Origin of the sequence: Kushneria konosiri (assembly GCF_002155145.1) — a bacterium.
GTDB classification, from domain to species: Bacteria; Pseudomonadota; Gammaproteobacteria; order Pseudomonadales; family Halomonadaceae; genus Kushneria; species Kushneria konosiri.
In genome coordinates this window covers 3,174,290-3,198,530 of sequence record NZ_CP021323.1, presented here as the reverse complement: position 1 = coordinate 3,198,530, position 24,241 = coordinate 3,174,290, and the positions used below count along the sequence as shown (strand labels likewise).

Here is a 24,241-nt window from a genome sequence, read left to right as displayed (position 1 = left end):
GGTGCCGCCAGCCCCGTAGGCATACGGTGTGATTCATATCATCAAGGAAGATTCTGAACGTTATGCGACGCTTTCCTCGTAACCGCATGATTGCAGGCATATCGACCCGCAGGTTGTTGTTATCGACGCTGCTGATGACCGGTATCTGTCAGTCATCGATTGCGCTTGCCATCGATGCCGACGTCCAGGGCGTGCGGGGCGAACTGGCGACCAATATCCGCAATTATCTCCAGGCTCTCAGTATTCCTGAAAATGCCGAGACGCAAAGCTACAGCGCCGAAGTGATACAAAAGACCAGTGATGCCCTGAGACCCTTTGGCTATTACGAGCCCGAGATATCGGTGAGCTTTCGCGACCGAGAGCACGTCACGGTCGACGTTGATCACGGTGAACCCGTGCGTGTTCGGTCAGTGGTGGTTCGTGTCGAAGGTGAGGCAAAGGATGACGAGCCCTTCCAGCAGGCGCTCAAGGCCAGTTCGCTGGAAAGCATGGAAGGCAAGCGTCTTCTTCACACCCCGTATGAAACGCTCAAGTCCCGTCTGACGGCTCTCGCCCTTGAGCGGGGCTATTTTGATGCTCGCTATCGGCAAAGCCGCATCGAAGTACATCCCTGGGCGCATGCCGCCTATATATCACTGATATTTGAAAGCGGGGAGCGTTATCGCTTTGGTGACATCCTTGTTACCGGTAGCCAGATCCGGGAACAACGCCTGCGCAGAATGGCGCCGTTTGATCCCAATGATCGGTATCTGGCCACGGATGTTGCCCGCTATAGCCAGCGCCTTGGTGATTCAGGGTGGTTTCGAAGCGTCAGTGTTCGTCCGCGACTCAACGAGCGTTCACTCCAGGGTGCTTCATCCATGGTGACCTCATCGCCGGATGCGAGAGTAGAGAGCCCGGAAGGCAAGCGTCAGAACTTCCAGGAGGATATTGAGGCTCAGGAAAAGCCTCAGCAAGCGATCGTACCCATCGAGATCAATGTCACTCCGGAAGACCGACACAAGTTCGAAACGGGTATTGGTTATTCCACGGACGTGGGGCCACGAGTCAACCTTGGCTGGGAGATGCCCTGGCTCAACGATCGAGGCGACAGTCTCAACAATGACCTTATCCTGTCAGGCCCGGAGCAAACCCTGACAGGCGAGTACAACGTGCCGCTGGCCAATCCGTCGCGTGATAATTACTACATGCGCTACGGCTTCAAGAATACCGATCGAAGTGAAAGTGATACCCGCAGTTTTGAAAGCTCGGTCTCTCTGGGACGAGAGTGGCGTTTTGAAAATGACTGGATTCAAAATGCCTACCTGCGTACCACATATGAAGATTTCACTCAGGGGGATGAAGAAGACAAGGTACTGTTGTTCATCCCTGGCATGAGCTGGTCACGCACGCGCACGGACGATACCCGGTTTCCCATGTGGGGAGATCGACAGGACATTCTGGTAGAAGGCTCAAGCGATATCTGGGGTTCGGATGCGAATTTTCTACGCACGCGCCTCGAAAGTCAGTGGATACGTAGCCTTGGAGAGAACAATCGCTTTGTAGGACGTGCCACGGTTGGGGCCACCAGTACGGATGACTTCAGTCAGGTGCCGCCTTCGCTACGCTTTTTTACCGGTGGCGACAGCAGCGTACGAGGCTACGAATACGAAACCATTGCCCCTGAAAACAGCGACGGCGATCTTCTGGGGGGCAAGCACCTTCTGGTCGGCTCTCTGGAATATCAGCGCCAGGTGGCCAAAAACTGGTGGGGGGCCACCTTTGTGGATGCCGGTAATGCCTTCAATGACTGGTGGCCGAATGAAATCAAGACAAGCGCAGGCGTGGGCGTGCGATGGATTTCACCCGTTGGGCCGGTTCGCATGGATATCGCCCATCCCTTTGATAGTGAGGAGGACTCTTGGCGTCTGCACTTCGGCATCGGCCCAGAATTTTGATGTTACTGCCCCGCGCTATCCTGTGGGTAGCCGTAACGCTCATTGCGCTGGTACTCATCGTGGCGGGGACTGCCCTGTCACCATGGGGTACTGCCAAACTGCTTGAGCAGGCGCAGTCGCGTGGTTTTCTGACCTATCAACACGCGGAAGGCGCGCTACTGGATGATTTCACCCTTCAGGGGCTTCATCTGGATTTGCCCCCGCTTCGACTCAACGTTGACCAGTTTGCACTGCACTGGAGCAGCGATTGCCTGCTGCGCGGTCGCCTTTGCATCGATCAGCTGCAGATCAGTGGCGTGGATGCCGTGTTAAACAGTAGCGACACACCTGCTCCCGAGGCCGTGGATGACGGTTCGCCCATGAGCCGTATCAGCACGCCCGTGCCGGTGGAGCTGCGCGATCTGCGGCTGGATGACATCGATCTACGTCTGGCCAACGGTGCCCGTGTTGAACTGGGGCACTTCCACAGCAGCGCGATATTTGAAGGCAGCCATCTCACACTGGGCGAAACGCGACTGGAAGATACTCGTGTGATGCCTGCTTCCTCTCCGGGGCTTGATCAGCCAGACCTTCTCAATGCGAGTGTGGATGTTCGCACGGCCCGGCGTGTCGCTGATCCTGACATGATTACGGCACCGGCCATCGCCGCTGCTGAGGCCATTGTTGCCTCGGTACCGCCGGTGTTGGTCGACAACAACGCCAATTTTGCGTTGTCTGCCGATGCCGTTGAGGGGGCTCTGAAAGTGGCCAACCCCGAGCCACCCACCGTACTGGAAATGCTTGCCGACTTCGGACAGCAACCGCTGGCCAATCCGCTGGCCGGTGTGATCGGTCAGACGGATGAGCAGGGCCGTATCGTCATGCCTGACATCACGCTGCCACTTGATATTGACGCTGAAGACGTCGCCATCAACCGCTTGAGACTTGAGGGAGAAACCCCGCTGGTCGTTAACCAGCTTGCACTGGCTGTCAGAACAGGGGAGTCAGACATTGAGCTCCGGCAACTGACGCTGGACTCTTCCATGGCGCGCCTGTCCATGAAGGCGAAGGCGACGCTCAGCGGCGACTATCCGCTGACCCTGTCGATGAATGCAGATGCACTGCAGGCGCCGGTTCAGGGCGAGCATGTAGAGATTGAGGCAAATGGATCGCTGGCTGACCTGACGCTTGCCGTCAATGCCTCCGGACCCATTTTGGCGACCCTGAATGCCCACGCCGATCTTCTGGCGCCGGAATTGCCTTTCAAACTCGGGCTCTCCAGTCCGCAGGTGCGTTGGCCGCTTGAGGCCTCGCCCGGCATAACGCCCTGGATTGTCCGTGATATGAGTATTGATGCTGAAGGCTCGCTCAGGGAGTACCAGTTGGCGATAGGCAGCCATGTCGAAGGGCCGAACATTGCGCCGCTGGATATTCGCCTGGAAGGTGACGGTGACATCACCCATTTCAGCTGGGCACCGCTGACCGTGTCCACCGGCGATGGGAAGCTGGAAGCCAGAGGAACCGCAACATGGTCGCCGTCACTGGATGTCGCGACGTCACTGAACGTCAATAACCTGGCGCTGGAGAATCTGACCAATGCCGTGACCGGCCGCCTCAACGGCACGCTGCAGGCAGGCTTCAAGCAGCATGGTGATCAATGGCAGGTTGATGTTCCCGAACTTGATATCAACGGCACGCTTCAGCAGCGAGCGCTTTCCCTGCAGGGCAGGCTAAATGGCAATAGTGATATGCAGTGGCACATTGATCAGCTGGATCTGCGTCAGGGCAATAACCGGGTATCGGCTACGGGGGATATCAATGATCAGCTCTCGCTCAATGCAGATATCTCGGCGCCGGCACTTGGGACAATTCTTCCAGACCTGAGTGGTAGTGCCAACGGCCAGATTCGGCTTCGAGGTACGCTGGATAATCCGAATGGCAACGTTGATCTGCGTGGCCAGGGACTTCGCTACCAGGACAATCGCATCGGCTCGCTTCAGCTGACGGCCAGGGCGCAGGGGCTTGATAACCCAAGCTTTGATGTTGACCTTGATGCCCGCGATATCAGTGCTGCCAACCAGCATATTCGCCAGGTCACCACCGCTTTGAAGGGCACATTGAAACAGCATCGGCTAACGCTTGATGTTGTCGGCGGAGACGGTTTACCCGTCAGTCGGGTACGCATGGCACTTGAAGGCAGCCTTGATCAGGCTGCACAGCGCTATGCTGGCACCATCACGCCGCTGGAAGTCAGCGCGCCCCAGGGTGGGGATATTGCCCTGGATAATCCGCTGAAGTTTACGGCGCTGTTGAAACAGTCCAGCGTGACCGCTTCACCGTTTTGTCTCTCCAGACGTCAGGGAGGACGGCTGTGCTCGGTCGACACACTCCAGGCGAGTGCCGACAGCGGAAATGCGGCCCTGCGTCTATCGGAAATCGATCTGTCACTGGCCAACGACTATCTTCCGCCCCAGTGGCGTCTTGCCGGTGGACTGGAAGGTGACATTAATGCCAGGTGGTCACAGGCGGGGCGTCGATGGAATGTGGCAACCGACCTGCAAAGTGAGATCGATGTGCGCGGTCGGAACGCTCAGAACCAGCCCTTTACACTGCCGCATCTGGGTATTCGCGTGAACGCCGAGGCCACGCCTGACAGGGCACAGGCCCGGCTGAACATGAATCTGCGCGATGCAGGCAGCCTTCGACTTGATGCAGATGTGGGCGACCCGCTGGGCCGTCGAACACTATCGGGCCGTCTGGTCACCAATGGCGTGACGCTATCCCCCTATACGCCGCTGGTCGCGGCACTTGACAGGCTGGCCGGCCAGCTCAATGGTGATGTGTCGCTTTCAGGGACGCTGGTCGAGCCGCGTCTTGACGGCAATATGGTACTCAGTGATGTTCGTGCCAGTGGCCCTCAACTGCCGGTCAGTCTTGATGATGCGCGCATGGCGATGGCATTCCAGGGGGATCGCGGTACGCTGGATGGCTATCTGCAGGTTGATGATGCCCGGTGGAATCTCAGCGGCAACGCCAACTGGCCGACCACCGAAAACTGGCAGGCCAATATGGCGCTGGATGGTGCCAATTCGCCGCTCGAGATCCGTATGCCTGAATTTGGTCGCCTGCGAGTGGCGCCCGACATCAGAGTGGCGGCCAATCCACAACGTCTGAATATCAACGGGGATGTGCGTATTCCCTGGGCACGCCTTGAAGTCGGTCAGATCCCGCCATCGGCTGTAAAACCCTCTTCTGATGAAGTCATCATCACACGTGAGGAATATGAAGCCCGCCAGCAGAGGCAGGCGAAGCTCGAGGCGAGCAACGATATAGAACGGCAACTGGCTTGGGCCAATACCCAGGATCTTGAAGCGGCCGGCATGGAGGTCAATGTTGGCGTTAACATCATTGTCGGCAACGATGTTCAGCTTGAAGCCTATGGGCTTAATGCTAACGTTCAGGGTCGTCTCAATGTGCGCCAGAACGCCAATCAGCTCCAGTTGTTCGGCGATGTCGCACTCAAGGATGGTCGCTTCCAGGCCTTCGGCCAGGATCTGATCATCCGTCGCGGTCAGGTGCTTTTCAGCGGACCGCCCGGGCAGCCTTATCTCAACATCGATGCCATTCGAAATCCAGACAGCACGGCCGACAATGTCATTGCCGGACTGCAGGTCACCGGGCCGGCGGATCAGCCGGAGCTCAAGGTCTTCTCGGAGCCTGCCATGAATGAGTCGCGTGCGCTGTCCTATTTGCTGCGTGGGCGTGCTCCGGATGCCAGCGGTGACAGCGATGGCATGCTGACTTCGGCGCTGATCGGGCTGTCGCTTTCCAGAAGTGGCAAGGCCATCGGTCAGCTGGGTGAGAGCTTTGGCATCGAAGACCTGTCACTGGACACGGCCGGCAGTGGCGATGATAGCCAGGTGGTGGTCAGCGGCTACCTCTTTGATGACTTCCAGGTCAGTTATGGCATGGGCCTGTTTTCTTCGATCGCAGAGCTGACGCTGCGTTATCGATTGATTCAGAACCTCTATCTGCAGGCTGTATCGGGTGCCAATCAGGCCGTTGATCTGATTTATACCTTCAGCCTGGGGCGCACGCCCGAAAGACCGTATTGACCACGAGAGGGTGAGGGGCTTGTGTTTTGGCCCCACAGCCCCGATAACCTGTAGCCTGTTAACGTTTATCCTGTCTCGAGACGCATCTGTTTCGAGACCCGTTGAGGAGGCACCATGTTCGGATACGACAGAATGCGTATGCCCAGTGCTGAAGAGGCACTGGCAGGCCGTGACACGCCCATGAACATCAGCGGCGTGCATCACGTTAACGATCGCAATATCTCATCCGTTCCGCCTGAAGGTTTCGAGGACATCGTCCTGGGGCTCGGGTGTTTCTGGGGTGCCGAGCGCCTTTTCTGGCAACTGCCGGGGGTGTGGGTGACGGCGGTCGGTTATGCCGGTGGGTATACTCCCAACCCCACATATGACGAGGTCTGCACCGGCAGGACCGGCCACGCCGAAGTTGTTCGGGTGGTGTTCAATCCATCAGAAATCTCTCTGAGTGAACTGCTCAAGGTGTTCTGGGAGGCGCACGATCCCACGCAGGGGATGCGTCAGGGCAATGATATCGGCAATGAATATCGCTCCGTGATTCTGGTAAGCAACGAACAGCAGCGTGAGGTGGCGCGCAAGAGTCTGGAAGAGTATCAGCAGGCGTTGCAGCAGGGCGGCAAGGGTGACATTACTACCGAGATCGACGATCTCGAGGCCTTTTACTATGCCGAGGAATACCACCAACAGTATCTGAGCAAGAACCCCATGGGCTATTGCGGCCTCAAGGGTACTGGTGTCAGCTGCCCAATCTGAATCTTTCCGTTAAACCGTTCGGGGCGTTTCAATCCTGTGGCTGGTTGCGCCCCAGCAGCCGGGTCTGTGGCTTTCGACCGGGTACATTGCGCCAGCTTTCAAGCTGCTGTGCCACACGTGTGGCAAGCCAGGGTCGCAGCAGTCCCTGGCGATACTCTATAAAACCGACATGTCCTCCATGTTCGGCCATTTCAATACGCACACTTCTTGATGGCACAGGCAGGCGATCCAGCAGGTTTATGGGCATCAATGGATCGTCGGCGGCATGCAGTATCAGCGTAGGCAGCTCGATACGATGCAGCATGAGACCTGAAGAGGCACGCTGATAGTAATCCGTGGCGGAGCCAAAACCGTGCAGTGGTGCGGTAATTTCGTTGTCAAAGGCCCAGAAGGTATCAAGCGCCTTGAGCTGTTGTCGGTTGATTCTGCTCAGGCGGCCATCTTCCACATGACGCATCATCTTGTGCTTCATGGACTTCAGAATGTGGCGCTGATAGTAACGCGCGAACCCGATATTGATGGCATCCGCCGAGGCTGCCAGATCCAGCGGTGGGCTAATGGCAATGGCACCGGCCAGATCCAGTCCATCGCCACCCTGTTCTGCAGCCAGCTTGAGCAGGACGTTGGCGCCCAGCGATACACCGACCGCAACCTTGAGTGCATTGGGATAACGTCGCGTCAACTGTGACAGCATCCAGTAAGCATCGGCGGTTTCTCCGGCGTGATAGCTGCGCAGACCCCGGTTGGGCACGCGCCCGCAGCCACGAAAATGCATCAGTACGGCACGCCATCCCATATCGGTCGCCGTGCGCATCAGTGTTCGGGCGTAAGGAGAGTCAATCGACCCTTCCAGGCCATGAAACAGCACCATAATGGGCGCTCGGGCATCCGGATGGGAAGGCTGGGCCCAGCTGAGTTCCACAACATCGTTATCGGGTAGCGTCAGTAGCTCTGTTTCAACATGCAGTTTGCTGCGAGGCAAAAGCAGGGGCAGCAGGGTCTGGATATGGGGATTGGCCAGCCCGCGCGGCGCGCGAAAGCCGGCCTTGTGAGTCATGCCCGACATGTCGACTCTTTTTGCCTTCAAAGCGGTGAAGGTCTGTTATCACCGAGAGCGGAAGGCAGGTCAAGCATTGTTGTGTTTATTGATGTGACGTCAGTCAGGCAGATTCTGAAAACGCCTGACCCGTCAGCAGGATAGCCGGAAAGCTTCTGCCTCATCCGAAGTGGTCACTGTGCACTCGAGATCCTTGACCAGACCATTTTCAAGGCTGTAGCACCAGCCATGGACCGAAACGTTCTGATTGCGCTCCCAGGCGCGCTGCAGAATCTTGGTCTGGCAGAGGTTGGATACCTGGGCTCTGACATTGATTTCGCACATGCGATTGACCTGCTCATCAAGTGACAGGTCCGCCAGGCTTTCCTGATGCTGGTGATACAGGTTGCGAACGGTATTAAGCCAGTAATCCACAATGCCGTTGTCGCCACCCGTGACGGCAGCCTTGACGCCGCCACACCCATAGTGACCCACGATCATGATGTGCTTCACCTTTAGGACATCAACGGCAAACTGGATAACGGAAAGGGCGTTCATGTCGTTGTGATGCAGTATGTTGGCCACATTACGGTGAACGAATACCTCTCCCGGCGGGAGATTGATGATCTGGTTGGCAGGCACCCGACTGTCGGAGCAGCCTATCCACAGAAAATCAGGGTTTTGCTGATCGGAGAGACGCTTGAAAAAGTCAGGGTCGTTTTCAACCATTTGATCGGCCCAGAGCCGATTCTGCTCGAGAAGCTGCGAGATATCCTGACAATTCTTGTGATCACACATCGTTTTTTACAGCCTTTTCAATGAACAGCATAGAGAATGGTAAACACGCCAGAACGGCCATGGCGCACACTCATGTGATAGCATCATGACCCATTATTCCCAGGGCAGGATTCCAACGGAAGCGCCTTCGTTTCAAATATTTTTCAGCTGGAGCAATCAACGTGTCGCAATATGATGTCGATCTTTTTGTCATCGGTGCAGGATCAGGTGGCGTCAGGGCTGCTCGCACCGCAGCCGGCAAGGGCGTCCGGGTAGCCATCGCCGAGGATCGATATCTGGGTGGTACCTGTGTCAACGTCGGCTGCGTCCCCAAAAAGCTCTACTCCTATGCGGCCCATTTCCATGATGCCTTTGAAGACAGTCAGGGGTTTGGCTGGCATTTCGACAGCGCACCGCGCTTTGAATGGTCAAGGCTTCGAGATAACAAGAAGACCGAAATATCGCGTCTCAATGGTATCTACGAAAAGCTTCTGACCAATTCAGGCGTTGAGCTGATTCAGGGGCGTGCTGAAATCGTCGATGAGCACACGGTGGCCATCAACGGTCGTCGTGTCAGTGCTGAAAAAATTCTGATCGCTACCGGTGGCACGCCGTGGATGCCGGAGTTTGAAGGACGTGAGCATGTACTGTCGTCCGATCAGATTTTTGACCTGCCCACATTCCCGAAGCGATTTCTGGTCATGGGCGGTGGTTATATCGCTGTCGAATTTGCCAGCATTTTCAATGGATTGGGCGCGGAAACTCATCTGTCTTATCGAGGTCCGCTGTTTCTTCGCGGGTTTGATAATGAGTTGCGGGACTTTATCCGTGACGAGATGCTGAAAAAGGGTGTGAACCTGCATTTCGAATCCACGATCAATCGTGTCGAAAAGCGCGATGAGGTCTATGACGTGGAGCTCAGCAATGGTGAAACGCTGGAAGTAGACGCCATTCTGGGGGCAACAGGGCGACGTCCGCGCTTTGAAGGACTGGGGCTTGAAAATGTTGATGTTGAGCGCGAGTTCGATGGCAAGCTAAAAATCGATGACCGCTATCAGACCTCCGTTCCATCAATTCTGGCCCTTGGTGACATTATCGAAGGACCGGAGCTGACACCCGTGGCGCTCGAGGAAGCCATGCGCTTGGTCGAGCTTCATTATGGCAGCGGCAGCGCTGACCCTATCGATTACGATAGCGTGGCCACGGCCGTGTTCTGTCATCCCAATATGGGCACGGTGGGCCTGACCGAAGAGCAGGCCAGAGAAAGGCACGACAGCATTCGCGTTTACACCACCGACTTTAAACCCATGCGTCACACGCTTTCAGGCAGCGATGAGCGTTGCCTGATGAAGCTGGTGGTCGATGACAGCACCGATCGTGTGCTGGGGGCTCATATGGTGGGCGAAGAGGCCGGTGAACTGATTCAGGGGCTGGCCATTGCCGTAAGGGCCAGACTCACGAAGCGTGACTTTGATGCCACCATCGGCGTGCATCCCACCAGTGCTGAGGAGTTTGTCACGCTACGCAGTGTCACCAGAACGTAATGCATTGACGAGTACCATGCGTATCTACGAAAGCCGCCGCAGGCGGCTTTTTCTTGTCTATAGTTAACTCGATCAGCATCGTGGCTCAATACCGGGACACAGGAGTAGCCAGCCCTCACATAAAGTCGGGTTATGGAATTGTCCTGATCTCATAATGAATCGATTTGATGATTTTATAAGTTATTGTTATTATTTGGGCCTAATTCGCCAATTGCGAAATATCCATGATACCAACCAATCAAACGACGACGGCTGCAAGCGACATTTCTCACCCTGATCTGGCAGAAATGATCATTGAAGGGGATCCTCCCATTTTGATCCGTCCACCTGGTACGGATGACGGCTGGGGCATATATGAGCTCATCAAGGCCTGCCCACCGCTAGACGTCAATTCCGCTTACGCCTACCTGCTACTTGCAACGCAGTTTCGTGACCGCTGTGCGGTCGCCACTCTGGGGGATGGTGAGATCGTTGGTTTTGTTTCGGGATACGTCAAAACCAATGCGCCGGATACCTTCTTTCTGTGGCAGGTTGCAGTAGGTGAGAAGGCAAGAGGCACAGGGCTTGCCCGCAAACTGGTAGAGACCGTCCTTGCACGAGAGCATCAGGCCAATGTGCGACATCTTGAAACCACCATTACGCCGGACAATGAAGCGTCGTGGGGTCTTTTCAGACGTCTGGCGCAGCGCTGGCAGGCGCCATTGAACAGTCGCGAATATTTTTCCGAAGAACAACTTGGTGGAGAGCACGACCCGGAAAACCTGGTGCGGATAGGGCCCTTTGATCCGCAGCAGATCCAATCATGATCATCTGAATTCCTGAACCAATCACAACTGTTACGGGGGAGTGTTATTAATGGACACGCAGTATTTCGAACAAATGGAATCCGAGGTTCGCACTTATTCCCGCTCTTTTCCGATCATCTTTGATCGCGCTCGTGGTGCTCATCTTTGGAGCACTGACGGCACGCAATATATTGATTTTCTCGCCGGTGCCGGGACGCTGAATTACGGGCACAATAACCCGGTACTTAAAAAGGCATTGATGGATTACATCGAGCGCGACGGTATCGTGCATGGGCTCGATTTCTGGACCCAGGGCAAGCAGGATTTTTATCAGACACTTGAAGAGCTGATCCTCAAACCCCGTGGTCTGGACTACAAGATTCAACTTCCCGGGCCAACCGGTACCAATGCGGTTGAAGCGGCTATACGCCTGGCGCGTCGTATTACGGGCCGTTCCAACATCCTGACGTTCACCAATGGTTTTCATGGTGTCACCATGGGAGCGCTTGCGACCACTGGCAACGCCAAGTTCCGTGATGCGTTGGGTGTGCCGGCCATCGGCGCACAGTTCATGCCTTACGATGGCTATATGGGCGAGGGCGTGGATACGCTCGATTACGTCGAGAAGGCACTGGATGACAAGTCCAGCGGCCTTGACCGTCCAGCGGCCGCTATCGTCGAGCTGGTGCAGGGTGAGGGTGGTATTAACGCGGCATCCATCGAATGGATCAAGCGATTGGCCGATATCTGCAAGCAGCGCGATATTTTACTGATCGTGGATGATATTCAGGCAGGCTGTGGCCGTACGGGCAAATTTTTCAGCTTTGAACACGCGGGTATCAAACCCGACATGGTGACCAATTCCAAGTCACTCTCCGGCTATGGCTTGCCCTTTGCCATGCTGATGATGCACCGGGACCTCGATAAATGGATGCCGGGGCAGTACAACGGCACTTTCCGCGGTCATACGCTGGCCATGGTAACGGCGACTGAAACGCTGCGTCATTACTGGAAGGACGACACCTTTGAAAAGGAAGTCCAGCGCAAGGGTGAGGTCATTCGCGAACGTTTTGAAATGCTGGCCAAACTTCTCAGCGATGCCGGCCATCCAGCTCATGAGCGTGGACGCGGGATGATGCGCGGTATCGATGTCGGCACCGGTGAGCTGGCTGACGAGATTACTCATGGCGCTTTCCAGCGCGGGCTTGTGATCGAAACCAGCGGGCAGGCCGGTGAGGTCGTCAAATGCCTTTGTCCGCTGACCATTACGGATGATGAGCTCGAACAGGGTCTGACCATCCTTGAAAGAAGCATCCGAAGCCTCATTGAGTAACTCTGGGGCATTGGCTCTGGCGGGCGCCAAGTGCGCCCGCATCGATAATGATTTTTTCATTGTGACCATAGAAGGCAGCCAGACAGATGATCGTTCGTAACCTTGAAGAGTGCCGTAAGACCGACCGTTTTGTTGAAGCCGAAAATGGCAACTGGGACAGCACGCGCCTGATGCTGGCCGATGATAACTGTGGTTTTTCCTTTAATATCACCCGTATTTATCCGGGGACGGAAACCCATATTCATTACAAAAACCACATTGAGGCCGTCTTTTGCTATGAAGGCGAAGGCGAGGTGGAAACCATCGCCGATGGCAAAAAGCACACCATCAAGGCCGGTGACATGTATCTGTTGGACCAGCACGACGAGCACTGGTTGCGTGGCAAGGAAAAAGGCATGACGGTAGCCTGCGTGTTCAGTCCTGCGCTGACCGGCCGGGAAATACACCGCGAGGATGGCTCCTACGCGCCAGCGGAGGACTGAAGTCCTGCATGCGTCAAATGCAAGTAAAAAGCCTGCTCAACTGAGCAGGCTTTTTTCAGGTCTGATGAACAAGGCGCCAGGCAAATTCTTTTCAGCGCCAATTAGTTGACCGAGTCCGAGTTTTTGGGGCTGACCGGCATATCGGAGGTCTCGACGCGCCGTTGACCTGATGAAGGCTCACTGTTGTCAGGCTGGTTTGAAGCAGGCGCTGCGGTAGTGTCCGTTGATTCAGATACAGACGGCGTTTCTGAAGTCTCAGGGAGGTCGCTGTTCGTTACAGGTGCAGTCTGCGAAGCGCCATCAATTTCATCTTCATCAGCAGACGTGTCTTCCATGGTTTCGGCAGTGCTGCTGCGATAGTGGCGCTGATAGACAATCTGGTATTGATTATTATCGCAATGCCCAACAATCTGTCCTTCGGCCTGATCGGCATCGGCGGTTGGAATAACCTGAAGCGAATAGCCCATTGGCTCGACACCGTTGGCTTCGATTTTTTGAGCGATCTGATCGCGAACATCCTGACAGGCGCCAAAGGCAAGCGTGGGCAGGCAGAGCGTTGCCAGGGTCAGGGCAAATGTCGAACAGCCTGCCAGCGGGCGTGAGTACTTCATGCGGGATCTCCTGAAAACGATAAGCACCATTATTCGATGCCATGAATATAACCCATTATGGCGCCGGCCATATCCGGATGCACTGACGGTGCACAATAAGTTCGCATAATATATATTATGTTAAATATGGTGATTTGAGATCTGGAGGCCGGATCATGAAGTCACGATCAGCCAATTTTGGCTGGCAAGATGCGAGCCCTGCTCGATGACGTTACCATAGACCTATATTTCCCATGCTGTCCTGCGCTTTCAATGATGAGAACATTCAATGCCTGATGTATCCAGCCTGCTGCGCATGGCCGAAGAGCGATGTCATGACAACGACGTGCGGTTCACGCCCATTCGCCGTCGTGTCTTTGAGATCATCAGCACGCACTCCAGTGGCCTCAAGGCCTATGAACTTCTTGATCTGCTTTCCAGCGAACATGCCTCGGCGCGCCCACCGACCGTATATCGTGCACTGGACTTTCTTCTGGAACAGGGGCTGGTACATCGTATCGAATCGCTCAATGCCTACGTCGCCTGTCCGTGCCCTGATCATGCCCGTGGCTTTCAGCTAATGATCTGCCGGCACTGCGGTCTTGTCGAAGAAATGCATGACCATGACACCATGCATCGTCTGGAGGCGACGGCTGCCGGTCATGGGTTTCTCATCGAGCGCCAGACCATTGAACTCTCTGGCGTTTGTCAAAAGTGTCAGTCGTCACGCTGATCGAGGGTGGTCCGATTTTTATCGTGACTTTCGTTTTACTCAATCATACAGGTCCCATGCCATGTTCGATCTGCTGATCGTTAATGCCCGCGTCGTCAATGAAGGTACCATTCGAGAACTGGATGTCGGCATTCTTGATGGCCGCATCAACGCCATTGCGCCTTCCCTGTCTCGTGATGCCAAAAAGGTCATTGATGCCCGTGGACGCCATTTGCTTCCCGGCATGATTGATGATCAGGTGCATTTTCGTGAGCCGGGTCTGACACAAAAGGCGGATATGGCCACTGAGTCCGCAGCGGCTGTCGCCGGCGGCATTACGACTTACATGGAAATGCCCAACGTCAAGCCGCCCACGCTGGACAGTCAGGCACTGGAAGACAAGTACGCGCTGGCGCGCGGCCGGTCGCATGCCAACTATGCCTTTTACCATGGTGCCAGCAACGATAATCTGGAAGCCATCAAGGCGCTCGACCCGGCCACCACCTGTGGCATCAAGATTTTCATGGGGGCTTCAACCGGCAATATGCTGGTCGATGCCCCGCAAACGCTGGAAGATATTTTCGCCAGCGCGAAAATTCCGGTCATCACGCACTGTGAAGACACCCCCATGATTCAGGAAAGCGAGCGCCAGGCGCGTGAGCGTTTCGGGGAACAGGTGCCCTTCTCCCTGCACGGCGAAATCCGCTCTCGTGAGGCCTGCTACAAGAGTTCCAGCATGGCAATTGATCTGGCGCGCAAGCACGGTACGCGCCTGCACGTGCTGCATCTGACCACGGCCGAAGAGATGGCGCTTTTTGAGCCCGGCCCGGTGGATGGCAAGCTGATCACGGCTGAGGCCTGTGTTCATCACCTGTGGTTCTGTGACGAGGACTATGAGCGTCTGGGTTCTTGGATCAAGTGCAACCCGGCCATCAAGACTGCCGCCGACCGCCAGGCCATACGAGATGCCGTCAACGACGGCCGGATTGATATTGTGGCCACCGATCATGCGCCGCATACGCTGGAGGAAAAGAACAACAGCTATTTTAGCGCGCCTTCCGGCATGCCGCTGGTACAGCATGCTCTCTCCTCTTTGCTCGATCAGGTCAATGCCGGTCATTTCGAATTGACCACCATCGTCGAGAAAACCAGCCATAACGTGGCCCGGCGTTTTGAACTGGAAGATCGCGGCTTCATTCGTGAAGGCTACATGGCGGATCTTGTGCTGGTGGATCTTGAAAAACGCTTTACCGTCACGCGTGATGCATTGCTTTACAAGTGTGGCTGGAGCCCGTTTGAAGAAACACCGCTGCGAGGTCATGTCGAGACCACCATCGTGAATGGCGTCATTGCCTGGGATGGCGAAAACCTCGCCAGCGCACCGGCTGGTGAGCGCGTGACCTATCGCCGTCGCTAAATCAAGGAGTCTTTGGGAACATGAGTGCATCCTCCCCTACCTACAAGGCGCTCGAACAGGCGTCGCCCGGTCACGAGACCGGGCTCGAAGCACTTCTCAGCGCTGCCGGCTGGAACGATGACGGCCTGATCCCTGCCATTGCTCAGCAGTTTGACAGTGGTGAGGTGCTGATGATGGCCTGGATGAACCGACAAACGCTTGAAGAGACGCTCCAGACAGGGCGTGTCTGCTACTGGTCACGTTCGCGGCAAAGACCGTGGCGCAAGGGAGAATCCTCCGGCCAGGTACAGATGCTGCATCAGGCATGGCTGGACTGTGATGGAGACACCCTGCTGCTCAAGGTGGATCAGACCGGTCCTGCCTGTCATACGGGACGGCGTACCTGCTTTTACCTGGCGCTGGATGCGAACGGAGCGCGCGTGGATGCCGCGCCTCTGATGTCAACTGAGGCATTGTATGGCAGCAGCTGATGCGTTGCGTCAGTTAGGGCGGATATTGCAGATAGTGCTTCGAAAGGGACTGATCGGGCTGGTGCTGGTGTATCAATATGGCATCAGCCCCCTGATTGGACCGCGCTGTCGATTCTGGCCCACCTGCTCCAACTATGCGATCGAGGCCATCGAGTTGCATGGCCCCCTTCGCGGTAGCTGGCTGGCACTCAAGCGGCTTCTGCGCTGCCACCCCTTCTGTGCCGGCGGCGTAGACCCGGTGCCACCCACCGAGACGCCCTGCAAGGGCTGTGAAGGCCACGCGGATTCTGGACGAGCCATCGTTCAGAAAAAGGATCAGGCCTGAAAGGTGTGCGTGCGCACACTGGAGGTTTGGGGCTGTCGCTTTTCCCGGTACGCCGTGATCGCCTGTTTGACGCCTCGGGACTCAACAGTGCTCACAAGCTGATATCTGCGGGCGATCAGGTGACGCCGCTTCCACTGATTGCCATTAAGGCCAAAAGCGACATACAGGCCCAGACACGCAATGTTGGCCATTACGTCGATCATCCCGCTGTCATCAAATGCCCCTGCCATCGACACTGCAAAAACCACCACGAACGTTAATATGGCGATGGTCCATAGTCGACAGCTCAGCGCCCAGAACGCACCAAAAAAGAAGGCCGGCCAGTTCCAGCCCTGCTTGACGGCCTCAAGTTGGCCGTCGGTGTGCTGATAAATCTCGAACGTTTTCATCACCGCCCCACCACTGTTTCAGAAATGGCCGAGGCCACGACGGCATTTTTATCAGGCATGGGCATGCGCTGTTGTCTTGATGCGCTCAAGCATGGCATGCAACCCGTTGCTGCGCGTGGGTGACAGATGCTTGTCCAGATCCAGTGCAGTCAAAAAATCGGGCGGCGTGTCGAGAATTTCCTGCGGCGTCCGGTCGTTGTAGATGCGCAACAAAATAGCGATCAGGCCTGACACGATGGCGGCATCGGATATGGCATAAAAATGCAGCGTATCGTCTTGGCGTTCGCCATGCACCCAAACGTTGGACTGGCAACCATCAAGGCGCGTGTCGTCATTTTTCCATTCATCAGGAAAATCGGGCAGCAGCTTGCCCAGATCGATAATGTATTGATAACGGTCCATCCAGTTATCAAACATGTCGAATTCGTCGATCAATTCCTGCTGGGCCTCTTGCGGACTCATGCCGGCTCCATGTGCTGGTATAGGGAAAGGTGTCGCATTATAGCGTGTCATCCTGATGTTCGTCCGATAGATCAAGCGTGTGACGATTGATCTGTCCATGCCACTCCTGCGTTTCAGCGTGGAGGTAACGTGCGGTGGTTTCGAGCCTTGAATGACGCGCCGTTCGAGAGAGATATCGTAGCTCAACGCCCTGCTGGGCCTGATGCGTAATGGCGGTATGGCGCAGCCAGTGTGGAGTGGCCTGTCGCAGGCGCTGTGCGTCATGTGACGTTGATTCGCCTTCGTGCTCTCTTGTCTGTGCCAGTCTCTCAAAGGTGGCCTTGATCATGCGATAGAGCTGGTTGTCGCCGACCCCTCGACGGCCATCCAGTGCGCGTATTACCGGTGTCTCCTCTTCCGGTGATGGCATGGCCGGCAGTCCAAGCATGCCGCGCCATTGTATCAGCGCCGTCATCATGGCATCCGGGACGGGGATGCTGGCTCGTTTGCCGCCCTTCCCGATGACCTGCCACCACCACTGACCTTCGCGCATCCGAAAATCATTCATGCGTGCCTGACTCATTTCGCTCACACGAGGCGCCAATAGATAGGCAAAGGCGAAAACAAAGCGCCGACGCTCAAGCTCATAATGTATTCGAGGAGTGGCATCAGCAGGCGGCCCCATATTGAGTTGCTGCCAGCACCATCGCCACAGCGGTCGCTCCAGATAGCGCTCAATACTGTCTGAGGTGTTATCGAGCCGTCGGCGCTTGTCGCGCATCAACCTGAACGGGTTCTGGTGTAACCATCCCGCCTCGATCAGCCAGCCAAACAGGGTCTGCAAAATGACCAGGGCCTGACGACGGCTGGCGGCCGAAAGTCCCTTGCGAAACGGTCGCCACTCGTCGCTTTGTCGGGGTCTTGGGGGGCCAACCCATTCAGTGACCGGCGTGGGCCTGGCAAGGAATGCCTCGAATTCATCCAGGGCGCGGCGATCAATGTGTGAAAGGCGTTTGCCCTTGCTTTCCAGCCATAACAACAGCCGTTCGGCTTCCTTGCGGTACTGCCTGAAGGTCTGAGGGCTGGTGCGATACTCCATGAGCCAGGCCGCCACAACTTCACGATCGCTTCCAGCTTCAACCAATTGACTGCGAGCATCAGGTGGCGCCCTCTCGACCAGAGCCGCCTCCTGCATCGAATCGCCCGCAGGCTCTACGCCCAATGGCTTTTTCATCACATCCTTGCCCTGCTTTCATCGATACCTTGAGGCGTCATTGTAGCGACTATAGCCAATAAAATCATGATAAGACGCGTAATCATGAATTTCTGGATTATTTGATAAATATCATTACGTAATACGTATTTACGTAATAGTGTTTTTGTCACAATAAAACGCTATAGTGTTGTGAAAACGCAGCCTGTCTCTAACAACACCAATCAATGGGCATTACAGGGAACTCAGGAGGCCGTCATGGCACGAAGTGGCGTGCAATTCGAAGATGTACAAAGGGCGATAGAAACCCTCATCCAGCGCGGTGATGTCCCAAGCGTTCAGCGCATACGCGAGGTATTGGGCACCGGCAGCTTTACCACCATCAGTGATCACCTGCGGGAGTGGCGGGCAAGACGAGAGGAAAATCGCGACGTTCCCCTGCCGCAGGCCATTCCGGAACGTCTTCACGATGCGCTGGCCGGGCTCTGGCAGCAGGCGCAGGAGGAAGCCGGCGAAGCTCTGTCCTTTTATCGTCAGCAGTCCGATGAACAGGTCGAGCAGGCGCGCGAGGAAACACGACAGGCCCAGCGACGTGTCGAAGACACCGAGCAGCGTCTGTCTGCCCTTGGCGAGCGTCTGGACAGCACGGCCGCGCGGCTGGAAGAAAAGGCGACCAGTCTTGCCCGACTGGAAAGTGAAGCCGCCCATCTGCGTGGTCAGGTCGAAGAGCGCGATCAGCGTCTGGCCATGCGTGATCGCCAGATCAATACGCTCAGCGAAGAGCGTGACCGCCTTGAGCGCGAGCACCATGAAAGCCTCGAGCAGCTCGATCAGACGCACAAGCGGCGTCTGGCACAGGAAGAGTCACGTCATGAAAGTGCTGAAAACCGCCTGATGCAGTTGCTGGATAGCGCTCGTCATGAAAAACAGGAGCTTGAGAAACAGGCGCGTCGCCGACACGAGCAGCTTGAGGAGCGGATCGAAAAGATCACGGCTCAGATGGAGCAGCAGCGTCGTACCCTGCAGGAAGAAGAGCGCAAGATGCGCGACCTGACTCAGCACGCTCGTCACCATGAGCAGCAGCTTCAGGAAAGCCGGGGGCGAGAGGACCATCTTTCGGGTTTGCTGGCAGAGCGGGATCAGGAGCTGGCGCGCTTGAGAACCGAACTCAGAGTGTTACAGGAGCGCCTTTCCAGGGCACCCATGCCGCCTTTCGTGTATTAAAAGGGCCGGCGACCATAAAAAACCCCGGCAAGCCGGGGTTTTTTTACGCTTGATACTGAAGTCTGTCAGGCGAACCTGACGCTGGATCAATAGTAGGCGTTGGTGGTGTCGGTGTGGTCTGTCACATCGCGAATCGCTGTCAGTTCGGGAATACGCTCGGTCAGCGTCTTTTCAACGCCCTGCTTGAGCGTAATGTCCACGGCAGCGCACCCCTGACAGCCGCCGCCAAACTGGAGGACGGCGACATTGTCTTCGGTCAGCTGAATCAGGCGAATCTCACCGCCGTGGGCAGCCAGCCCCGGGTTGATCTCACTGTAGAGGATATAATTGACGCGGTCTTCCAGCGGGCTATCCTCGCTGACCTGCGGCATCTTGGCATTGGGGGCCTTGATCGTCAGCTGACCGCCCATGCGATCGGCGTTGAAATCAACGACGGCGTCTTCCAGGAAAGCCACGCTATGCTTTTCAAGAAAGAGATTGAATTTTTCAAGCGGAATGCGCTCATCGCTCTCTTCTTCCTCACCGGGCCTGCAATAGGCCAGACAGGTTTCCGCATAGGGCGTACCCGGCTGAGTGATAAAGACACGCACACCGATGCCTTCGACGTCCTGACGCGAAAGCAGATCGGCGAGATAATCCTGTGCGCTTTCGGTAATTTCGATGCTCTGACTCATTGACGGCCTCGTACGCAATCGCGATAAAGAAATCTGTCGATATTTTATGCCAGCCAGCCGCTCGCGACAAATCCGAGTGCATTACTCGGGTAAATAAGCTCAGCGCTTTTATGGCGGCTATCCGGGTCTTGTACCTTCAATATGACCCTGACTCACGCCTGTCGTGAATGTCTTTCAGGCTGTAAACCTGTCTGCGTCACAGGGGTTTGCTAGAATACGCCCTCTTTTGTGACTGCCCCACTGTTTACCCGGAGATCACCTTTCATGACCCAAGCTGCCAATGCGCCGGTTCTGGAGACGCTGACCCGTCTGATGTCGGATCGCATACTGATCCTTGATGGCGGTATGGGAACCATGATCCAGAATGAGCGGTTGACCGAACAGGACTTCCGCGGCGACCGTTTCACGCACTGGGAGAGTGATCTCAAGGGCAACAATGACCTGCTGGTGCTCAGCCAGCCAGAGGTGATTACCCGTCTGCACCGCGAGTATCTGGAAGCCGGTGCCGATATCATCGAAACCAATACGTTCAACAGCACCCGGCTGTCTCAGGCCGATTATCACGCTGAAGAACTGGTTGTGGAGCTCAACTACGAAGCCGCACGTCTGGCCCGCGCTGTCTGCGACGAAGTAGCCTCAGAGACCGGCCTGCCCCGCTTTGTGGCTGGTGTACTGGGCCCTACCAGCCGAACCGCATCAATTTCGCCGGATGTGAATGATCCATCAAAGCGCAACGTTACCTTTGATGAACTGGTCGACAACTACGTCGAAGCCGCGCGCGCGCTGATCGGGGGCGGCAGCGATCTGATTCTGATCGAAACCATTTTCGATACGCTCAACGCCAAGGCGGCCATCTACGCACTCGATGTCCTGTTCGAAGAGCTTGGGTATCAGGTACCCATCATGATTTCGGGCACCATCACGGATGCTTCCGGGCGAACGCTTTCAGGCCAGACGACCGAAGCGTTCTGGAACTCGGTCCGTCATGCCCGCCCGATCAGTGTGGGACTCAACTGCGCTTTGGGTGCTGAAGATCTACGACCGTATCTCGAGGAGCTTTCACGCCGCGCCAATACCTATGTGTCGGTGCATCCCAATGCCGGGTTACCCAACGAGTTTGGCGAATACGATCAGGAAGCCGATGAGATGGCCGAGATCGTACGTACCTTTGGCGAGCAGCAGCTGGTGAACATCATGGGCGGCTGCTGTGGGACCACGCCCGAGCATATTGCGGCCATCAAGCGGGTCATGACCGATCTACCACCACGCAAGGTGCCCGATGTGGCGCCGGCCTGTCGCCTCTCGGGGCTTGAGCCGTTCAACATCAACGCAAGATCACTGTTCGTCAACGTTGGTGAGCGCACCAATGTAACCGGCTCTGCCCGCTTCAAGCGCCTGATCAAGGAAGAAGATTTCAATACTGCGCTTGAAGTGGCGCTTGAACAGGTCGAAAACGGCGCTCAGGTCATTGATATCAACATGGACGAGGGGATGCTCGACTCGAAGGGCGCAATGGAGCATTTTCTCAAGCTCGTTGCCTCGGAGCCGGATATCTCGCGCGTGCCCATCATGATCGACTCCTCCAAATGGGAGATCATCGAGGCCGGGCTGAAATGCGTTCAGGGCAAGGCGGTCGTCAACTCTATCTCGATGAAGGAAGGCGAAGACAGCTTTCGTTATCAGGCTCGACAGTGTCGCCGGTTTGGTGCGGCCATCGTGGTCATGGCTTTCGACGAACAGGGTCAGGCCGACACCATGGCGCGCAAGACCGAGATCTGTGAGCGTGCCTATCGCATTCTGGTCGATGAGATCGATTTCCCGGCCGAAGACATCATCTTCGATCCCAACATCTTTGCCATCGCCACCGGTATCGAAGAGCACAACAATTACGCCGTCGATTTCATCGGAGCCACGCGCTGGATCAAGCAGCATCTACCGCATGCCATGATTTCCGGCGGCGTCTCCAACGTCTCGTTCTCCTTTCGTGGCAACAACACGGTTCGCGAGGCCATTCATTCGGTCTTTCTCTACCACGCCATTCATGCCGGCCTGACCATGGGGATTGTCAATGCCGGTCAGCTGGCGGTGTATGACGATCTGCCTGAAGAGCTGCGCAATGCCGTGGAAGACGTGGTGCTCAACCGCCGCGAGGATGCCACCGAACGACTGCTGGACATTGCCGAGCGCTACAAGGATGACGGCAGTGGCGCCCAGAAGAAGGAAGATCTGGAGTGGCGCAGCTGGGAAGTCGAAAAACGCATCGAGCATGCGCTGGTCAAGGGCATTACCAGCTATATCGAGGAAGACACCGAGCTGGCACGTCAGCGGGCCGAGCGTCCCATCGAGGTGATCGAAGGCCCGCTCATGGATGGCATGAACGTAGTGGGCGATCTGTTCGGCGCCGGCAAGATGTTTCTGCCTCAGGTGGTGAAGTCAGCACGCGTCATGAAGCAGGCCGTCGCCTACCTCATTCCTCATATCGAGGCCGAGAAGAGTGACGAAGATCACAGCAAGGGCCGCATCATCATGGCCACGGTCAAGGGCGACGTGCACGATATCGGCAAGAATATCGTGGGCGTGGTGCTGCAGTGCAATAACTACGAGGTGATCGATCTGGGCGTGATGGTGCCGGCCGAGAAGATCTTTGCCGCAGCGCGGGAACACAATGCCCAGATCATCGGTCTTTCCGGACTGATTACGCCGTCGCTGGATGAAATGGTTCATGTTGCAAAGGAGATGGAGCGTCAGGGCTTTGACATTCCCCTGCTGATTGGTGGTGCCACGACCTCCAAGGCCCATACAGCGGTCAAGATCGAGCCGGCCTATAGCCATCCGGTGGTGTATGTCACGGATGCTTCTCGAGCCGTGGGCGTTGCCAGTCGTCTGCTCTCTCCCGGCCTCAAGGAAGCCTATGTCGGGGAGATTCGCGCCGAGTATGAAAAGGTGCGCGAACGGAACAGCAAGCGTCGTCCCAAATCGGCCGATCTCAATTACGCCCAGGCCTGTGAGCGACACTTCGATGGCGGCTGGACTGACTATGTCCCGCCGCAACCGACCTTTACCGGGGTTCGCGTCTTCGACGACATCGATTTAAGGTCGCTGGTCGACTACATCGACTGGACGCCCTTTTTCATGAGCTGGCAGCTGGCGGGCAAATTCCCCAAAATTCTGGAAGATCACGTAGTCGGTGACGCGGCGCGCAACCTGTACAAGGATGCGCGCGCGATGCTCGACAAGCTGATCGACGAGCGCCATCTACAGGCGCGTGGCGTCATCGGTTTCTGGCCGGCCAACACGGTCGATCATGATGTGATCGAGGTCTATTCGGATGAGTCGCGCAGTGATGTCATTCATCAGCTTCATCACATTCGCCAGCAGACTACCAAGAATCGCGACGGCCTCTGCTACAGTCTGGCCGACTTCGTGGCGCCAAGGGAAAGCGAGCGTGCCGACTGGATTGGCGGCTTTGCGGTCACCACCGGGCACGGCGCCGATGAGCTGGCCAGACACTACGAGCAAAACGGTGATGACTACAACGCCATCATGGTCAAGGCGCTGGCGGATCGTCTGGCCGAGGCGCTGGCCGAGCACATGCACGAGCGGGTGCGTCGCGAACACTGGGGCTATGTCCCGGATGAAGCGCTGGACAACGATGATCTGATCAACGAAAAGTATCGCGGCATTCGGCCGGCGCCCGGCTATCCGGCCTGTCCGGATCACACGGAAAAGGCCACCCTTTTCGAAATGCTTGATGCCACCAACAATACGGGACTGACGCTGACCGAAAGCTTTGCCATGTGGCCGGCCGCCGCGGTGTCGGGCTGGTACTTCTCGCACCCGGAGTCGCGCTACTTCTCGACCGGGCGTATCAGTCGCGATCAGGTTGATGCCCTTGCCACGCGCAAGGACATGTCACGTGACACCATGGAGCGCTGGCTGTCGCCGATTTTGTCCTACAATCCCGACGAATAGGCCGAATGCCCTGCCAGGGCAGGCTTTTGAGCTTTCAATGGCGATAAATGCGCTGTGATAAAAAAGGGCCTCTCGATGA

20 protein-coding genes are annotated in these 24,241 nt (G+C 56.3%); 13 read left to right on the top strand and 7 right to left on the bottom strand.

The annotated features are described in order from the left end of the window. Window positions 1–62 precede the first annotated feature (62 nt). From tamA to msrA, 3 genes are all read left to right on the top strand, one after another. Window positions 63–1,937: an autotransporter assembly complex protein TamA gene (gene tamA / locus B9G99_RS14790; protein ID WP_086622850.1), complete on the top strand. Its 1,875-nt coding sequence runs from the start codon at window positions 63–65 to the stop codon at window positions 1,935–1,937. Further along, the gene (gene tamB / locus B9G99_RS14785) at window positions 1,937–6,031 is read left to right on the top strand and encodes an autotransporter assembly complex protein TamB (protein WP_086622849.1); all 4,095 of its coding nucleotides are present in this window, start codon (window positions 1,937–1,939) and stop codon (window positions 6,029–6,031) included. The genes tamA and tamB overlap by 1 nt, the downstream gene beginning before the upstream one ends. A 114-nt stretch (window positions 6,032–6,145) precedes the next feature. After that, complete coding sequence (gene msrA, locus B9G99_RS14780) at window positions 6,146–6,778, top strand: peptide-methionine (S)-S-oxide reductase MsrA (protein ID WP_086622848.1); 633 nt, start codon at window positions 6,146–6,148, stop codon at window positions 6,776–6,778. A gap of 28 nt (window positions 6,779–6,806) precedes the next feature. Here msrA and B9G99_RS14775 read toward each other — a convergent pair whose 3' ends face one another. Together B9G99_RS14775 and can are read right to left on the bottom strand one after the other, a co-directional pair. Beyond that, on the bottom strand, window positions 6,807–7,844 hold the full coding sequence (locus B9G99_RS14775; RefSeq protein WP_086622847.1) for a hydrolase: 1,038 nt from the start codon (window positions 7,842–7,844) through the stop codon (window positions 6,807–6,809). Window positions 7,845–7,967: 123 nt separating this feature from the next. Continuing rightward, a complete protein-coding gene (can, locus tag B9G99_RS14770; protein ID WP_086622846.1) occupies window positions 7,968–8,612 on the bottom strand; it encodes a carbonate dehydratase in 645 nt (214 codons plus the stop codon). A 161-nt stretch (window positions 8,613–8,773) separates the two neighbouring features. Here can and gorA point away from each other — a divergent pair, with 161 nt between their 5' ends. From gorA to B9G99_RS14750, 4 genes are all read left to right on the top strand, one after another. Then, window positions 8,774–10,135 carry a glutathione-disulfide reductase gene (gene gorA, locus B9G99_RS14765; protein WP_086622845.1) on the top strand — a complete coding sequence of 454 codons (1,362 nt, stop codon included), beginning with the start codon at window positions 8,774–8,776 and terminating at the stop codon, window positions 10,133–10,135. A 287-nt stretch (window positions 10,136–10,422) separates the two neighbouring features. Continuing rightward, entirely contained in the window at window positions 10,423–10,941 is a 519-nt protein-coding gene (gene ectA / locus B9G99_RS14760) for a diaminobutyrate acetyltransferase (RefSeq protein WP_418268920.1), read from the top strand. Window positions 10,942–10,990: 49 nt separating this feature from the next. After that, entirely contained in the window at window positions 10,991–12,253 is a 1,263-nt protein-coding gene (gene ectB, locus B9G99_RS14755; protein WP_086622843.1) for a diaminobutyrate--2-oxoglutarate transaminase, read from the top strand. Between the two features lie 86 nt (window positions 12,254–12,339). Next, window positions 12,340–12,735: an ectoine synthase gene (locus tag B9G99_RS14750; RefSeq protein WP_086622842.1), complete on the top strand. Its 396-nt coding sequence runs from the start codon at window positions 12,340–12,342 to the stop codon at window positions 12,733–12,735. Between the two features lie 101 nt (window positions 12,736–12,836). On the opposite strand, the gene B9G99_RS14745 is transcribed toward B9G99_RS14750, so the two are convergent. Further along, window positions 12,837–13,346 (bottom strand): DUF1161 domain-containing protein, encoded by a 510-nt coding sequence (locus B9G99_RS14745; RefSeq protein WP_086622841.1) that lies wholly within the window; start codon window positions 13,344–13,346, stop codon window positions 12,837–12,839. A 268-nt stretch (window positions 13,347–13,614) separates the two neighbouring features. Between B9G99_RS14745 and B9G99_RS14740 the strand changes: the two genes are divergently transcribed. The 4 genes from B9G99_RS14740 to yidD all read left to right on the top strand — a co-directional run bounded on the left by B9G99_RS14740 (window position 13,615) and on the right by yidD (window position 16,249). Beyond that, window positions 13,615–14,058: a Fur family transcriptional regulator gene (locus tag B9G99_RS14740; RefSeq protein WP_086622840.1), complete on the top strand. Its 444-nt coding sequence runs from the start codon at window positions 13,615–13,617 to the stop codon at window positions 14,056–14,058. A 61-nt stretch (window positions 14,059–14,119) separates the two neighbouring features. Continuing rightward, window positions 14,120–15,454 (top strand): dihydroorotase, encoded by a 1,335-nt coding sequence (locus B9G99_RS14735; protein WP_086622839.1) that lies wholly within the window; start codon window positions 14,120–14,122, stop codon window positions 15,452–15,454. 20 nt (window positions 15,455–15,474) lie between these two features. Then, entirely contained in the window at window positions 15,475–15,924 is a 450-nt protein-coding gene (gene hisI, locus B9G99_RS14730; RefSeq protein WP_086622838.1) for a phosphoribosyl-AMP cyclohydrolase, read from the top strand. A gap of 34 nt (window positions 15,925–15,958) precedes the next feature. Next, window positions 15,959–16,249, top strand: a complete 291-nt coding sequence (yidD, locus tag B9G99_RS14725) for a membrane protein insertion efficiency factor YidD (protein WP_418268919.1) — start codon at window positions 15,959–15,961, stop codon at window positions 16,247–16,249. On the opposite strand, the gene B9G99_RS14720 is transcribed toward yidD, so the two are convergent. From B9G99_RS14720 to B9G99_RS14710, 3 genes are read right to left on the bottom strand one after another with little or no spacing between them, the layout of a single operon-like run. Continuing rightward, a complete protein-coding gene (locus tag B9G99_RS14720; RefSeq protein WP_086622836.1) occupies window positions 16,240–16,638 on the bottom strand; it encodes a DUF2628 domain-containing protein in 399 nt (132 codons plus the stop codon). The two genes, yidD and B9G99_RS14720, sit on opposite strands and share 10 nt — an antisense overlap. A 51-nt stretch (window positions 16,639–16,689) precedes the next feature. After that, a complete protein-coding gene (locus B9G99_RS14715) occupies window positions 16,690–17,100 on the bottom strand; it encodes a SufE family protein (protein WP_086622835.1) in 411 nt (136 codons plus the stop codon). A 37-nt stretch (window positions 17,101–17,137) separates the two neighbouring features. Next, window positions 17,138–18,313, bottom strand: coding sequence for a tyrosine-type recombinase/integrase (locus tag B9G99_RS14710; RefSeq protein WP_335617612.1), 1,176 nt, complete (start codon window positions 18,311–18,313; stop codon window positions 17,138–17,140). Window positions 18,314–18,550: 237 nt separating this feature from the next. Between B9G99_RS14710 and B9G99_RS14705 the strand changes: the two genes are divergently transcribed. Beyond that, window positions 18,551–19,516 carry a DNA-binding protein gene (locus tag B9G99_RS14705; protein ID WP_086622834.1) on the top strand — a complete coding sequence of 322 codons (966 nt, stop codon included), beginning with the start codon at window positions 18,551–18,553 and terminating at the stop codon, window positions 19,514–19,516. An 86-nt stretch (window positions 19,517–19,602) separates the two neighbouring features. Here B9G99_RS14705 and nfuA read toward each other — a convergent pair whose 3' ends face one another. After that, window positions 19,603–20,190, bottom strand: coding sequence for a Fe-S biogenesis protein NfuA (nfuA, locus tag B9G99_RS14700; RefSeq protein ID WP_086622833.1), 588 nt, complete (start codon window positions 20,188–20,190; stop codon window positions 19,603–19,605). A 264-nt stretch (window positions 20,191–20,454) separates the two neighbouring features. Between nfuA and metH the strand changes: the two genes are divergently transcribed. Continuing rightward, on the top strand, window positions 20,455–24,162 hold the full coding sequence (metH, locus tag B9G99_RS14695) for a methionine synthase (protein WP_086622832.1): 3,708 nt from the start codon (window positions 20,455–20,457) through the stop codon (window positions 24,160–24,162). Window positions 24,163–24,241 lie beyond the last annotated feature (79 nt).

Bases quoted from the DNA above. Each gene is read 5' to 3' on its own strand.
- tamA (WP_086622850.1), top strand. From the start codon at position 63: ATGCGACGCTTTCCTCGTAACCGCATGATTGCAGGCATATCGACCCGC.
- tamB (WP_086622849.1), top strand. From the start codon at position 1,937: ATGTTACTGCCCCGCGCTATCCTGTGGGTAGCCGTAACGCTCATTGCG.
- msrA (WP_086622848.1), top strand. From the start codon at position 6,146: ATGTTCGGATACGACAGAATGCGTATGCCCAGTGCTGAAGAGGCACTG.
- B9G99_RS14775 (WP_086622847.1), bottom strand. From the start codon at position 7,844: ATGTCGGGCATGACTCACAAGGCCGGCTTTCGCGCGCCGCGCGGGCTG.
- can (WP_086622846.1), bottom strand. From the start codon at position 8,612: ATGTGTGATCACAAGAATTGTCAGGATATCTCGCAGCTTCTCGAGCAG.
- ectA (WP_418268920.1), top strand. From the start codon at position 10,423: ATGATCATTGAAGGGGATCCTCCCATTTTGATCCGTCCACCTGGTACG.
- ectB (WP_086622843.1), top strand. From the start codon at position 10,991: ATGGACACGCAGTATTTCGAACAAATGGAATCCGAGGTTCGCACTTAT.
- B9G99_RS14750 (WP_086622842.1), top strand. From the start codon at position 12,340: ATGATCGTTCGTAACCTTGAAGAGTGCCGTAAGACCGACCGTTTTGTT.
- B9G99_RS14745 (WP_086622841.1), bottom strand. From the start codon at position 13,346: ATGAAGTACTCACGCCCGCTGGCAGGCTGTTCGACATTTGCCCTGACC.
- B9G99_RS14740 (WP_086622840.1), top strand. From the start codon at position 13,615: ATGCCTGATGTATCCAGCCTGCTGCGCATGGCCGAAGAGCGATGTCAT.
- B9G99_RS14735 (WP_086622839.1), top strand. From the start codon at position 14,120: ATGTTCGATCTGCTGATCGTTAATGCCCGCGTCGTCAATGAAGGTACC.
- hisI (WP_086622838.1), top strand. From the start codon at position 15,475: ATGAGTGCATCCTCCCCTACCTACAAGGCGCTCGAACAGGCGTCGCCC.
- B9G99_RS14720 (WP_086622836.1), bottom strand. From the start codon at position 16,638: ATGAAAACGTTCGAGATTTATCAGCACACCGACGGCCAACTTGAGGCC.
- B9G99_RS14715 (WP_086622835.1), bottom strand. From the start codon at position 17,100: ATGAGTCCGCAAGAGGCCCAGCAGGAATTGATCGACGAATTCGACATG.
- B9G99_RS14710 (WP_335617612.1), bottom strand. From the start codon at position 18,313: ATGAAAAAGCCATTGGGCGTAGAGCCTGCGGGCGATTCGATGCAGGAG.
- B9G99_RS14705 (WP_086622834.1), top strand. From the start codon at position 18,551: ATGGCACGAAGTGGCGTGCAATTCGAAGATGTACAAAGGGCGATAGAA.
- nfuA (WP_086622833.1), bottom strand. From the start codon at position 20,190: ATGAGTCAGAGCATCGAAATTACCGAAAGCGCACAGGATTATCTCGCC.
- metH (WP_086622832.1), top strand. From the start codon at position 20,455: ATGACCCAAGCTGCCAATGCGCCGGTTCTGGAGACGCTGACCCGTCTG.